10 protein-coding genes are annotated in these 13,637 nt (G+C 40.6%); 6 read left to right on the plus strand and 4 right to left on the minus strand.

Features of this window, described 5'->3' with window-relative positions; translation table 11 throughout:
• Window positions 1-79 precede the first annotated feature (79 nt).
• Window positions 80-772 carry a molybdate ABC transporter permease subunit gene (gene modB / locus A9239_RS09905; protein ID WP_069575291.1) on the plus strand — a complete coding sequence of 231 codons (693 nt, stop codon included), beginning with the start codon at window positions 80-82 and terminating at the stop codon, window positions 770-772.
• Between the two features lie 432 nt (window positions 773-1,204).
• On the opposite strand, the gene A9239_RS09910 is transcribed toward modB, so the two are convergent.
• The 4 genes from A9239_RS09910 to A9239_RS09925 all read right to left on the minus strand — a co-directional run bounded on the left by A9239_RS09910 (window position 1,205) and on the right by A9239_RS09925 (window position 4,912).
• On the minus strand, window positions 1,205-1,633 hold the full coding sequence (locus A9239_RS09910; protein ID WP_048116729.1) for a hypothetical protein: 429 nt from the start codon (window positions 1,631-1,633) through the stop codon (window positions 1,205-1,207).
• A gap of 65 nt (window positions 1,634-1,698) precedes the next feature.
• Window positions 1,699-2,037 (minus strand): P-II family nitrogen regulator, encoded by a 339-nt coding sequence (locus tag A9239_RS09915; RefSeq protein ID WP_203397943.1) that lies wholly within the window; start codon window positions 2,035-2,037, stop codon window positions 1,699-1,701.
• A 10-nt stretch (window positions 2,038-2,047) separates the two neighbouring features.
• The gene (locus A9239_RS09920) at window positions 2,048-3,457 is read right to left on the minus strand and encodes an ammonium transporter (protein WP_052712868.1); all 1,410 of its coding nucleotides are present in this window, start codon (window positions 3,455-3,457) and stop codon (window positions 2,048-2,050) included.
• Window positions 3,458-4,174: 717 nt separating this feature from the next.
• Window positions 4,175-4,912 (minus strand): metallophosphoesterase, encoded by a 738-nt coding sequence (locus tag A9239_RS09925; protein ID WP_080941432.1) that lies wholly within the window; start codon window positions 4,910-4,912, stop codon window positions 4,175-4,177.
• 787 nt (window positions 4,913-5,699) lie between these two features.
• On the opposite strand from A9239_RS09925, the gene aspS reads away from it, so the two are divergent.
• From aspS to A9239_RS09955, 5 genes are all read left to right on the plus strand, one after another.
• Window positions 5,700-7,034 carry an aspartate--tRNA(Asn) ligase gene (gene aspS / locus A9239_RS09930; RefSeq protein ID WP_048116738.1) on the plus strand — a complete coding sequence of 445 codons (1,335 nt, stop codon included), beginning with the start codon at window positions 5,700-5,702 and terminating at the stop codon, window positions 7,032-7,034.
• 122 nt (window positions 7,035-7,156) lie between these two features.
• A complete protein-coding gene (gene rpiA / locus A9239_RS09935) occupies window positions 7,157-7,855 on the plus strand; it encodes a ribose 5-phosphate isomerase A (protein WP_048116741.1) in 699 nt (232 codons plus the stop codon).
• Between the two features lie 235 nt (window positions 7,856-8,090).
• Complete coding sequence (thsA, locus tag A9239_RS09940) at window positions 8,091-9,734, plus strand: thermosome subunit alpha (protein WP_048116744.1); 1,644 nt, start codon at window positions 8,091-8,093, stop codon at window positions 9,732-9,734.
• A 379-nt stretch (window positions 9,735-10,113) separates the two neighbouring features.
• The gene (locus A9239_RS09950; RefSeq protein WP_052712867.1) at window positions 10,114-13,275 is read left to right on the plus strand and encodes an ATP-binding protein; all 3,162 of its coding nucleotides are present in this window, start codon (window positions 10,114-10,116) and stop codon (window positions 13,273-13,275) included.
• A gap of 178 nt (window positions 13,276-13,453) precedes the next feature.
• The coding region (locus A9239_RS09955) for a hypothetical protein (protein ID WP_141706427.1) at window positions 13,454-13,637 on the plus strand (184 nt) is incomplete at its 3' end.

Raw genomic sequence — 13,637 nt, forward strand, 5'->3', positions numbered from 1 at the left:
ACAGAAAATACAGGAAAAATACGGATTTACTCCAGAATCCGAATAATATATAAGTTATAAACAAAAAATGATCTACAAGATGGACAAGATATGGTTTCCTGTATCTAAGATATGGTTTCCTGTATCTATTACATTCCGGATAGCTGCCATCTCTTCCTTTCTTGTACTGTGCAGCGGAGTATTCCTGGCTTATATATTTGCAAGGCGTGATTTTCGGGGAAAAGAGCTTGCAGAATTGTTAGTAACACTTCCTCTAGTTCTTCCTCCCACTGTAATTGGATATCTTCTGGTTATGCTTGTAGGTAGAAACGGACTTTTTGGCCATTTCATTTACAATTTTTTTGGCACAGGGGTCATGTTCACCTGGCAAGCTGGGGTTATTGCGGCTTATACGGTTTCCCTCCCACTTATGGTAAGAACTGCACAAGCAGCCATTGAAGCCGTGGACAAAGAGCTTGAATATGCAGCCTACGTTCTTGGGAGAAGTGAAATTGAAACCGCTTTCCTGATAACCTTGCCCCTTGCAAAAAAGGGCATTCTGGCAGGTCTGGTGCTCAGTTTTGCACGAGCTGTCGGAGAATTTGGCGCTACTCTCATGCTTGCAGGAAATATCCCGGGAAAAACGAACACAATGTCGCTTTCAATATACAGCGCTTTTCAGGCAGGCAATAACGAACTTGCCAATCTGCTTGTGTTGATCCTGGTCTTTATGTCCTTGCTGTCCATTGCTCTTACTGGAAAAATTGCTAGCAGAGGAAAGTTAGAGGTATAAGCTTGAGGTATAAACTTGAGTTTTAATTTAACATAAGAAAATGTTGCTATGAAGCTGAAGGAATTAAGAAAAGCATTGCTAAGAAGGCTTTTACGCTTGACTTCGGCTTCGAGCTTAACTTCAGCTTCGAAATGGAAAATGAATTTATCGTACTTTTTTTGTCATAGGATCTTGGAAAAAATACTTTTCAAACGCGTTTCAGTAACCACGGAATCTAATTCCTGAACTGACTAAAATGGAAACGACTAAGGTAGTAGTACTTTGAACAAGAGTGACATTTAAACAGTCCTATAATATATCTAAAAAGATAAAAAGGTCGTGAAGGGTAGTTTTATCTCTCACCTGAAGAGAAAGTTTCGCGACCTTTTGCACTCCTAAAGTAATGACAGTATGAAATTCTCTATTAATGAGGATATGATTAATATATCTCATTTAGAGCTTCAAAATTCCCAGATCAAGGCCCAGGGACACCACTATTGCAACAATTGAAAGCACTGAAATGATAAGGTAATTTGCACGTTCTTTTGATATCGAAAGACTGCTTAGCAAATATTCCAGTCCTTCAAGGTCTTTATCCGAAAGGTTCTGTCGACTCTGGACTTTTTCCAGCAGGTTCAGGTTTTTGACAACGACAAACCTTCTCTTTGCAATATGGTATCGGTGTGTGAAGAACCAGAGGTAACCCACTACTCCAATATACCAGATTGCTTTTCCCCAGAATGCGCTGTAGTGATCAGCTATAATTATACTTCTTAACAGGATGGCGGAAATCAACCCTACGTAAAAGTATAAATTGATTACAGGCATCCCATATCTATGGGGGACTTCAAATGTCGGAGTTTCAGATTTTAACGCGTTCATAGTTCTTCTACCTGATTCCTAAAGTTGTTAAAATATAATTGTAAATGAAAAAAAGGAGATGCAGTTTAAAGAGCATCTCCATTTCTTTCTCCAGTTCTTATTCTAACTACAGTTTCAATGGGGGTGACAAATATCTTTCCGTCTCCAATTTCTCCAGTATACGCTGAACTCTGAATAATTTTCATAATCTCTTCAATTTTGTCCTCAGGGGCTGCGATCTCTATTTTGGTTTTGGGAAGAAGATCCACACAATATTTTTTACCTCTCCACTGCTGTACGATTCCTTTCTGCTGTCCACGTCCTTTGACATCAGTTACTGTTAAGCTAGGATACCCGGCTTCTTCAAGGGCATCTTTTACCTCATGCAGTTTCATGGGTTTTATTATTGCTTCGATTTTATACATTTTAGTCATGTTATTCCTCCCTCATCAGGTATTCGGGATATGCTCTGATTCCGTGTTCACTGATATCAAGGCCCATGATTTCTTCTTCTTCCGATACTCTAAGCCCTATTACGGCATCGAGGATTTTGAAGATTATATACGAGATACCAAATCCCCAGACCATGGTTACCAGTACGGATACAAGCTGGATAAGCAGTAAGCTGATTCCTCCACCGTAGAAGAGTCCTGGTACTGCAGCAGCGTACGTGGCATCTGCAAGAATCCCGTTTCCCATCCCTATGGAAAATAGCCCAACAGAGATAAGTCCCCAGCTTCCACAATATCCATGCACTGCAATTGCACCTACAGGGTCATCCAGCTTTAGTTTGTTTTCATTAAACATGACACCTACATAAATTATTATCCCGGCAACAAGACCGATCACCAGGGCTGCCCAGTTTGATATCGATCCACATGGGGCGGTAACTGCTACAAGCCCGCCGAGAAGCCCGTTTGCGGTGAGGGACGGATCTGGCTTTCCGGTCTTTACCCAGGTAATAATCATGACCGTAAGAGCTCCTACAGCGGCTGCAAGGAAGGTGTTGACTACTACCAGGTTCATATAAGGATCATTTGCATTGAGGGTACTTCCTCCGTTGAATCCCAGCCATCCGAGAGCCAGGATCAGAGTTCCCAGGAAGGTAATAGTCAGGTTGTGACCTGGAATAGGTACGGGTTTTCCGTTTTTAAATCTCCCTATCCTTGCGCCCACAAGAATCACACCTGCAAGGGCAGAATATCCTCCTATTGAATGTACAACTCCAGAACCGGCAAAGTCATGACTTGCCACTCCTATTGCTTTTACTATTGGGCTATCGGCGCCACTTAAGAGAGCCATGTCCGCTCCGCTCCAGACCCAGTGACCGTATATAGGGTAAATTACGGCTACCATCATGACGCAGTAGACAAGATACGCCTTAAAATTGGTTCTCTCAGCCATTGCCCCTGAAACTATAGTCGCACCAGTAGCCGCGAAAACCATTTGGAAGAACCATGAGTTCCAAGTTGCATTGTCCGCACCTGCCAGGAAGAACTGATTGGTTCCTAGTAAGCCTGCGGCATCAGCTCCATACATTATGCCCCAGCCAACAGCCCAGTAGACGAGAATACCCAGGACAACAGTCATGAAGTTTTTCATCAGAATGTTGGCGGTATTTTTACTTCTCGTAAGTCCCGTTTCCACGAGCGAGAAACCTGCATGCATAAAGAATACCAGTCCACTTGCCAGTAACAACCACATAAACGTTAGCGTAGTCTTTATTTCCTCAATCGACGCTGCATTTTGATCAGACGTTACTGCAAGAGCTGGTGAAACCAGTGCTATAAGTAGAACAAACGTAACTATTGATAATTTTTTTAGTCTTTCCATCTTTTTCACCATATTTTTTTGCCTCCTTTTCTTCACCGGAAACCAGTAACCGGTTGACTACTCTATTATATAAATACTTTTCGATTACATGCAATAAATATTACAATACAGATATATTAAATTAGTTAATGAGTTCTCTGCTACGCATATTCAGAAATAAGTAAAAGACATTGTTTTTGATGGAAACTAATTTTGGCTCTTAGTCATTCTCTATGAATAAGACGATTTTCAATTCGAGACTGCATTGGTTTTTAGGAGGTCATTGTAAGAATATCCACACAAAGCAACGAAGATCCCTAATTTTTTAGTTTTGTATAAAAGCTTTTCAAATCAGCTACAAAAGGCTGAAACGTACAAACTCAAATTGTATGCGCCTGTGCAAGTCTTAAAAATTGGATATATTGCCGTGACTCCTGCTTGATTTCTTAAAAATAGTCAAATCTTCTTTTGCCAGATTTCCTTAATATGAAGACTGAAATCCCAGTTTATATACATTTTTTAGCGATTTATTGAGTATTTCCTCAAGTGCTAGTGGAATATTTTGAAAGAGTCAATGTACGAAAGAGATAAAAAAGCACGTAATACTTCGTTTTATTTACGGCATTCTGGACGTTTTTTCCTAACTCTTTGTCTCTAAGAGTAATTAAAAGGAAAAAAGAAAGTAAAAGTAAAAGTAAAAGGAAAAGGAAAAAGGAAAATAGATATAAATTTTGAAATGTGTAAGGCCTTTTACATTACTGTTTCAGTGACCAGTTCCCGATCTCCTTTTGAAAAGACTCTGGATACCCGGACTTTCCAGTCTCCATCGTGATTCTCGTTGTCGGCCTGGATGAGGTTATAACATTGCTTTGTCTTTCCTCTTGTTTTGGAAGAACAAAAGGTACCTGCATTTACTACAAGCATATTATTGAGGTTCCAGACCCAGGGAATGTGGCAGTGCCCGCAGAGAACAAGATTCACCTTGCAGCGGTTCAGAAGTTCGAGCACATCGCCTGCATCTACAAGGACAGTGTTTTCCCTGCCTGCAAGAGGTATAGGTACAAGGTGGTGGTGCATGGCAAAAACCTTGAATTTTTCCCCTGAAAAGGCTTCTTTGATCCAGCCATAGTTTTCCCTGCCCAGATGACCTTCATCAAGATCGGGCTGTGAAGAATCAGCCCCGACAACCGTAACATTCTCAAAATTCCGTGAAAAGTACCTGTCTGTAAAGAGATCTTCAAAGTGCACATATCCTGCATTTTTCGAATCATGATTTCCCGGGACCAGAATTTTATTTTTACATTCAATCTTGTCAATAAACCGCTTTACTCCATCATATTCTGCTGAAAACCCATTCTCGGTCAGGTCACCTGTAATCACGACAAGGTTCGGCTCCAGCTGGTTTATACCGTCAACCATAGACTCTGCAATCTCAGGAACAAAGTACGCATCTGAATAATGGATATCTGAAAGATGTACAATCTGTATAATTTTTCTTCCTCTGATTTTCTTAATTTTGTAATATATATTGAATCTCTTATATTCAGAGCACAGAAATTCTGTACCATTATATATAGCTATCTCTCAAAATCTACATATTTACAAGTATCTAATTATAATTCGTTAAAAAAGGCAGTTTATCTCTCAAAACCTTATTTGGATACTATAAATATTTACCTAATGATTATTCATGGACAATGTCTATAAAAATTATAAACCTAAATTATCCGATATGCACACAGCTCATTTCAGCCTATTTTCTACCAGTAGCCGGGCGTGCGGCAGACTTCGTTTCATTCATTTGTCAAAAAATACCAAACGGGTCGGATAGAAGGAGTCTACTTTTTAAATTAGGCGACTTGTAAAAGCATTGATCTACAACTGTTGACCTACAACTGTTGACCCGCAACCCGTTGACTCACAACTGTTGAGCCGTTTAATCACGCCAGAAAAGGTTTGAGAATAAGGCTCTTAAACTCAAATGTTGCCAAGGGTTTTTATTCAAACCTTTCCACAAAGGTTTTTCGTTAAGCCGGTTAACGGTTATATTAGGTAAAATCAGCTCTCTTGGATCAGCTCAGTATCTTCATTATAGTTCAGCCCTCTTGAGCGAACGAAGTGAGCGAAAAGGGCCCCGTCCTCCCGAGACGGAACTCGGGTGATGGGACTCGGGCGGTGCAACAAATACATTAATAATGAGTTATGACTATTCACCTACGTTTCAGCTTCATTCTTACATTTTTCATTTAATTTACCCCACAATTAAGGTGAATTTATGTCATTAGCAAAACTTAGAACACATTATACAGCCGATGTTAAACCCGAAAAAGTTGACAACGGTCAGAAAATTACTTTGGCAGGCTGGGTCCATGAGGTAAGAGACCTCGGAGGGATCTGTTTTGTAGTGCTCCGAGACCGGGAAGGAAAGGCTCAGGTCACTCTTGTAAAGAAAAAGATCGATAAAGAGCTGTTTGATGCTGCAAGAAGGCTTGTACGCGAATCAGTAATTTCAGTAACCGGTTCTGTTAAATTCGAAGAGAAAGCTCCGAACGGATACGAGCTGCTTCCTGAGGAGATCACTGTTCTGAATGTTGCAAATTCTCCATTGCCAATGGATACTACAGGCAAAGTGGAAGCTGAACTGGATACTAGGCTGGACTCGCGGTTCATTGACCTCAGGCGGGCTGAGACTACTGCGGTTTTCAAGATAAGGCACCAGGCTCTCCAGGCAATCAGGGAATACTTTGCGAAAAATGGATTTCTCGAAACAGCAACCCCCAAGATCGTGGCAACGGCAACTGAGGGCGGCACTGCACTTTTCCCGATCACTTACTTCGACAGGGAAGCTTTTTTGAACCAGAGTCCTCAGCTCTTCAAACAAATCCTTATGAGCGGTGGTTTTGACAGGGTCTTTGAGATTGGTCCCATTTTCAGGGCTGAAGAGCACGACACCCGCAGGCACTTGAACGAAGCTACTTCTATCGATGTCGAGGTCAGCTTTGCAGACCACTTTGATGTAATGGAAATTCTAGAAAACCTTGTGGCTTACGCTTATGCCCAGGTTATTGAGAAGTGCAAGCCTTCTCTTGAAACACTTGGGGTTGAGCTCAAAGTCCCGAAAACTCCTTTCCTTAAGCTCACCTATGATGAAGTAATGGAGATCATAAACGCCCGCTCGGAAGAGAAAATGCACTGGGGAGATGACCTTGGCACACTCGGAGAGCATATTGTGGGCAATTACGTCTACGAGACAACAGGGGAATCCCACTATTTCATTATTGACTGGCCTACTGAGATTAAACCGTTCTATGCTATGCCTTATGAGGACAGGCCGGAGTTCAGCAAATCATTTGATATGATGCACCGCACAATGGAACTCTCCTCTGGAGCTCAGCGTATCCATATTCCTGACTTGCTTAAGAGCCGGATAGAATCACAGGGCCTCAACCCTGAGGGCTTTGAGTTCTACCTTAAGGCTTTCGAATACGGCATGCCTCCTCATGCAGGCTGGGGCATGGGCTGCGAACGTTTTATCATGACCATGCTCGGAACCGAGAATATCAGGGACACTGTACTCTTCCCCAGGGACAGGAGAAGACTTTCTCCCTGAAATCCCTTCTTTTTGGAGTTTAAACGTTTCCAGTTTAACCTCCAGTTTAAAAATTTCCAGTTTAATCTCCAGTTTAGAGATTTCATAACTTTTTCAGGATTCTAACCGGAAGGGAACATAACATGACAGAAAGAAATATATCTACCGATTCCCCGGAAAAACGTGCAGCTGGCATCGCTGCATCTCGGATGGTAGAATCGGGAATGGTTGTGGGGCTTGGAACGGGCTCAACAGTTGCATATACGATAAAAGAACTCGGCAGGCGGGTCAGAGAAGAGGAGCTCGAAATTCTGGGTGTTGTCACTTCATACCAGTCTGAAACGCTTGCTATAGAAGCCGGCATCCCTTTGGCAACCCTTTCCCAGCATCCGGAACTGGACATCGCCATTGATGGGGCAGATCAGATTGATTCAAAGCTGTACGCAATCAAAGGCGGTGGAGCTGCTCATACTCGGGAAAAGATAGTATCGACATCTGCAAGACGTTTTCTGGTCGTAGCCGACGAATCAAAAACGAGCACCCAGCTTGATAAACCTGTGCCGGTTGAGGTTCTACCCTTTGCAAAAACTCTTGTGATTAAAAAAATAAAAGATCTGGGAGGAAAACCTGAGCTGAGGTTAGCTCTGAGAAAAGATGGGCCTGTGATAACCGACAATGGAAACTTTGTACTTGATGCAGATTTCGGTGTAATAAATGATCCTGAAGGTCTGGCCCTTCAACTATCTTCAATTCCGGGAGTTGTTGAGCATGGAATTTTTTCCAATGTGGACGACCTCTATATCGGGAAAAAAGACGGATCAGTGAAGATAGTCAGGAAGTGAAAGTAATCAGGAATTATGAGTGTTTCATCTTCTAGAATCGAAATATACCCGGTATGTTTTTATAGAAGTATTATCAGTTATTTTCTGATCAAATACTGCTTCACGCAAGGCAACTGATGAAATCATATTTTCAGGCTGATCTCGGGCTAAAAGTGACTATAGCCAGGACAACTTCAAATTATCAAGTAGAAAAGCTTCGATACATAGACTTCATTTTAAGGAGGTTTTGGTTCAGATGGAAAAAGGTGGCCAGCCAATCATAATAGTAGATCCTAGAAAAGAAGAGACAAAGGGAAAAGAAGCGCTCAGCATGAACATTGCGGCTGCAAAGGCAGTGGCCAGTATAGTCAAGAGCACGCTTGGTCCGAGAGGAATGGACAAGATGCTTGTCAATCCTATCGGGGATATCACAATCACAAATGACGGTGCAACTATTTTACATGATATGTCCATTGAGCACCCGGCAGCCAAGATGGTGGCCGAAGTTGCAGAGTCACTTGAAAGTTCGGCTGGGGATGGGACTACAAGTGCTGTTGTATTCACAGGCAGTCTGCTGGAAAAGGCAGAAGAGCTTATTGAGAGTGGAGTCCACCCGACAGTTGTTGTCAAGGGGTACAGGCTTGCAGCCGAGAAGGCTGTTGAGATTTTAGAGAACCTTGCAATCCCAACTGCCGATAATGAAAAGGAGAAACTTTTAGAAGTTGCCAGAACTTCTATTACGGGCAAAGCTTCTGAAAAGTACGGCCGTTTGATTGCGGAACTCTGCGTGGATGCCGGACTTGCGATTCGGGAAAGAGGCATAGTTGACCTCAAAGACGTTATTCTTTCAAAAGATGTCGGCGGCAAGGCCGAAGATACCGAGTTTGTTGAAGGCATTGTAATAGACAAGGTTGCTCTGGACAAGAAATTCCCTCTCAGAATTGAAAACCCTGCAATCGCTCTGATCGATACCTCCATGGAGATTGCCAAGACCGCAAACAAAGCAAAACTTCAGATAAACGCATATGGTGACCTTGAGGGTTTTGTAAAGCAGGAAGAAGAAGCTCTATTTGAGATGGCAGACTATGTCATCAGGGCAGGGGCAAATGCAGTTTTCTGTTCCAAAGGCATGGATGACAAAATCGCAGCCTACCTGCAAAGCCGGGGAATTTATGCAACCCGCAGGGTTAAGAACGATGACATGCAGCACCTTGTAGATGCCACAGGCGGCAGGCCTATCCGCAATATCAAAGAACTGACCTCGAAAGAACTCGGACATGCCGGGCTCCTTGAACAGGATCGGGACGGCGACCAGGGTAAGACCTACCTCAGAGACTGCAAAGGTGCAAAATCCGTATCCATTGTCATCAGGGGCGGTACAGAGCACATAGTTGACAACCTTGAACGTGCAATTGACGATGCCCTCAGGGTAGTAAAATGTGCCATAGAAGACAGCAGGATAGTTGCAGGCGGTGGAGCTTCCGAGGTCGAAGTTGCACTTGGGCTTCGTGCATATGCTGCAAGCATAGGTGGTCGTGAACAGATGGCAATCAGGGCTTTTGCAGACGCCATTGAAGAAATCCCGAGGACAATTGCCAGAAATGCAGGTCTGGATACTATCAACACAATAGTGAACCTCAGGGCAAAGCACGCCGAAAACAAAAATGCAGGCTTAAATATCAATACCGGTGCTGCCGAAGATATGCTCGAAAAAGGCATTGTTGACCCCATCAGGGTTAAGATCAACTCCGTCAAAGCTGGCTCCGAAGCCGCAGTGATGGTGCTCCGTGTGGACGACATGCTCCGCGCCCAGCGCGCTGACATGCAGAATGTCAAACCCGAGCATATGGCAAGCACTTATGATGGCATGGCAGCTCCTGCACTTAACATGCGCAGGTAAAGCCGGGTTTAAGTTAAACTAACAAATAAACACAGATAAGTAAACATAGAAAGCTGTGGTTTTTATTCTGTGGCTTTTTTAAAATTTTTTTTTCAAAACTATTTTTTAACTTCCTTTTTCTAATTTGTTTTTCAGGTTTAGTTTTAAGTTCTAAACAATATGGTTCCTGACAGATTGGCAATAAGCTATTTTTATAACCAAATAAATTTTTAAAAGTCATCGGTAGAAAATACCTCCTACCTCTTCAGAAGCTCTGCTTGATTTTAATTCTATGACTTGAGAACAATATGAGAATATATATCTATAATTAGGTCAACTTGTCGATATGGGTATGAAGATGGAGTAGGATGACTATTTTATCAAAATAGAGGCCTAACTTATGAGATATACCGAAGAAAGGACCAAAATGCAAAATCGTGTTTCTGAAATCATGCAAAATGGATTGGAAATTGCAGACCTGTTTATAAATAAAAACTATTTAATTGATATAGGTAAATGCGACCCGATACCATTAGAAGATATTCAACGCTCTTTCTCATATATCTCGATGTTTGAAGTTAGCAAAATTGTATATGACGTTGATGAGAACATTAACGATAAACTCGTTAGTGTTTATAGTGCATTATCGAATTTTGGAAGTTCAGCTTTACTTGTTATTTTCAGTGATAAAGAAGGTGTAAAGTTTTACCTCGGAACAAGAGATGTTAATCAACCAAATACCGCAAAAGAAATTTTGCAGAAAAGCTTGAGAGGAAATTTCCCTGGTATTGAAATAAATGAACAATCATCTTCAGAAATTGAAAGAATATTAGAGTCTCATATTCCCAGCGTATATTCTAATATGGCTGTTTCTTCCGTTTCAATTGTTCCTAGCGCAAGAGACGATGATAAGGATAAATTTGTACAGGGAATGGAGAAATTTATTGATTCTATGTCCGGTGAAAAGTACACTGCGGTATTAATCTCTTCACCGTTAAGTAAAGCTGATTTGGAAAACAAGAAACGAGGATATGAGGAGCTTTATTCCACACTTTCACAATTCTCACAGGCAAATATGACGTATGGCGAAAATAATAGTGAAGCTGTAGCTATAGGAATAAGTGATAGCTTCTCAAAATCGATAAACGAGGGCGTTAGCGACACAACCGGAACAAACACGAGTACCTCCAGTGGAACAAGTAAATCTCGGTATCATGGTCGTAATTATTCTATTTTTTTACTTGGGTTTAATTCTGGTAAAAATGAAGGAACAAATACTGGGAGCTCTACCGGATCTTCTACTGGCCATACTGATACGCGTTCTGAATCTGAGTCTACAAGCAACACAAAATCAGATACAAGGACGACTACGGAAGGAACGTCTACAAGTATAGCTATTACCAGACAAAATAAGACTGTACAGGAATTATTAGAGAAGATAGATGAGCAATTAGATAGAATCAAAAATTGCGAAGCATACGGATTATGGGACAGTGCCTGTTATTTCATTTCTGAAGATCCCGAAACATCTATTGTCGCAGCTAATACATATAAAGCGCTGGTTGCTGGAGAAAAGACAAGTGTTGAAAATTCATTCATAAACCTGTGGAATAATGAATATGAGAATTCAGATAATAGCTTAATAATTTTGGATCATCTCCGGCATGGTTTGCATCCTCAGTTTAGATATCTTCCTAATAGTGGAGAGGGCAATTACACAGAACAAACAATTACTCCAGCAAGTATGATTAGTGGTGTTGAGTTGCCTATTTTGATGGGAATTCCGCACAAATCTGTAGTCGGTGTCACATCTGTTAATTCTGTTGCATTCGGTAGAAATGTGTTTGTAAAAGAGCAAAAAGATAACTCTCGAAATATTGACATTGGGGCCATCTACCATATGGGGGAGGTATTCGAGAACAATAGAGTGAAGTTGGATTTAGAGAGCTTAACAGCACATTGCTTCATAACCGGATCGACCGGCTCAGGAAAATCAAACACAACTTACAAAATTATAGATGAATTAATATCGCAAAAAAATAATGTTAAATTTTTGGTCATTGAGCCAGCAAAAGGTGAATACAAATTAGCTTTTGGTGGCATGCCGGATATTAACATATTTACAACAAATCCACGATATTATGACATGTTGAGTATAAATCCATTTGAGTTTAATGGAGAAATTCATGTATTAGAACATCTGGATAGACTTATAGAAATATTCAGTGCATGCTGGCCATTATATGCAGCTATGCCAGCATTTTTGAAAGCATCATTTGAGAAAGCATATATTCTTCATGGCTGGGACTTAAATCACTCTATACATATTAATCGAGGGAACGGAAAATTCCCAACATTCAAAGATATCGTTGACATCTTGCCTAAGTTGCTCAACGAATCTAAGTTTTCCGATGAAGTAAAGGGAAATTATGTTGGATCTCTGGTGACCCGTGTCGAATCTTTAACAGATGGTCTGGTCGGGCAAATTTTTTTGGGGCATGCAATCGACGATGATGTGCTATTTAATCAAAATACAATTGTTGACCTGAGTCGTATAGGATCTGTTGAAACAAAGGCATTGCTAATGGGCATGTTGGTATTAAAGTTGAGTGAGTTTAGACAATCAACGTCAGGTGGCACAAACCTGCCGCTTAAGCATGTAACCATACTGGAAGAAGCACATAACCTTTTGAAAAGAACCTCTGTAGACCAGGATCAAGAATCTTCAAATGTTCAGGGCAAATCCGTTGAAATGATAAGCAATTCTATAGCTGAAATGAGAACATTTGGTGAAGGATTTATTATTGTCGATCAGTCCCCAACGTCCGTAGACATATCAGCAATAAAAAACACCAATACAAAAATAATTATGAGATTACCTGAAAGGAACGATTGCGAGGTTGCCGGTTGCTCAATTGGTCTAACTGATGAACAGATTATGGAATTAACTAAACTGGATAAAGGCGTTGCTGCGATATGTCAAAATAACTGGTTAGAGCCCGTTTTAACAAAAATAGATAAGAGCAGTGATCTATATGAAATATCATCAACTCCGATTCAAGATCGAAAGAATAGAACGGCTTTAATAGGAGAATTACTTACTGAACTCATTCTCCAAGATGAAGACAAGATCTTTAATATGGCGTGGTTCAATACAATTATTAATTCTGCAAAAGTTTCCAAGCTCGCCAAAACTGATATAAGAAATCTTCTTTTGGAATATCAGAAAAAGTTTGAGACGAAACAAAAACAATTTGCTTTTTTTGAACTCATTTTTAAACTTATGAATTGTAATGATTTGTTTAGAATGTTTGAAGATAAACTACCAAACACATCGGAATTACAAAAGCTTCCAAAAAAGTCAGAGATTGATAATCCTACTGTTAAAGCTTGTAGAATATATGTTGATTATATCACTAAGAACTTGGATCTCTATGCAGATTTTGATGAACAAACAAGAAAAACAGTATTTATAAAACTCTTAGACTACAAGATCCAAAGTGAACCGAACAATAGTGAGAGATATAAATTTGTACATTATTGCGTCAGAAAAATATTTTAAAAAAGACTCTACCAATACTCTATTAATAAATGAAAAATCCGATAACTCAGTCAATAAGTCTCATTTCAATAGTAAATAAACAAAAAAGTGATTGTTTCTAGGCAAAATGGTGGCTTTCCTAAATCAGTGCAGGATTATAGAGAAGTGCCAGCTATACTATTTCGCAGGAGGTAAATGTATGTCTGGATTGGAAGACACTAATAACAATGGTGTAAAGAACAAGCTAGGTGAACTTAATAAGACAGGTGAAGGTGAAATAAGTAAAGCTGGCGAAGTTGGTGAGACAGGGATTAATAAAGGCGATGGAAGCAGTAGATTCAGTAAAGAATTAAAAGATGAGCATACCAACGCCTATCTTAAGA

The sequence above is a fragment of the Methanosarcina sp. A14 genome (assembly GCF_001729375.1).
Lineage (GTDB): Archaea > Halobacteriota > Methanosarcinia > Methanosarcinales > Methanosarcinaceae > Methanosarcina > Methanosarcina barkeri.

Bases quoted from the DNA above. Each gene is read 5' to 3' on its own strand.
- A9239_RS09910 (WP_048116729.1), bottom strand. From the start codon at position 1,633: ATGAACGCGTTAAAATCTGAAACTCCGACATTTGAAGTCCCCCATAGA.
- rpiA (WP_048116741.1), top strand. From the start codon at position 7,157: ATGACAGAAAGAAATATATCTACCGATTCCCCGGAAAAACGTGCAGCT.
- A9239_RS09920 (WP_052712868.1), bottom strand. From the start codon at position 3,457: ATGGTGAAAAAGATGGAAAGACTAAAAAAATTATCAATAGTTACGTTT.
- aspS (WP_048116738.1), top strand. From the start codon at position 5,700: ATGTCATTAGCAAAACTTAGAACACATTATACAGCCGATGTTAAACCC.
- thsA (WP_048116744.1), top strand. From the start codon at position 8,091: ATGGAAAAAGGTGGCCAGCCAATCATAATAGTAGATCCTAGAAAAGAA.
- A9239_RS09950 (WP_052712867.1), top strand. From the start codon at position 10,114: ATGAGATATACCGAAGAAAGGACCAAAATGCAAAATCGTGTTTCTGAA.
- A9239_RS09915 (WP_203397943.1), bottom strand. From the start codon at position 2,037: ATGTATAAAATCGAAGCAATAATAAAACCCATGAAACTGCATGAGGTA.
- modB (WP_069575291.1), top strand. From the start codon at position 80: ATGGACAAGATATGGTTTCCTGTATCTAAGATATGGTTTCCTGTATCT.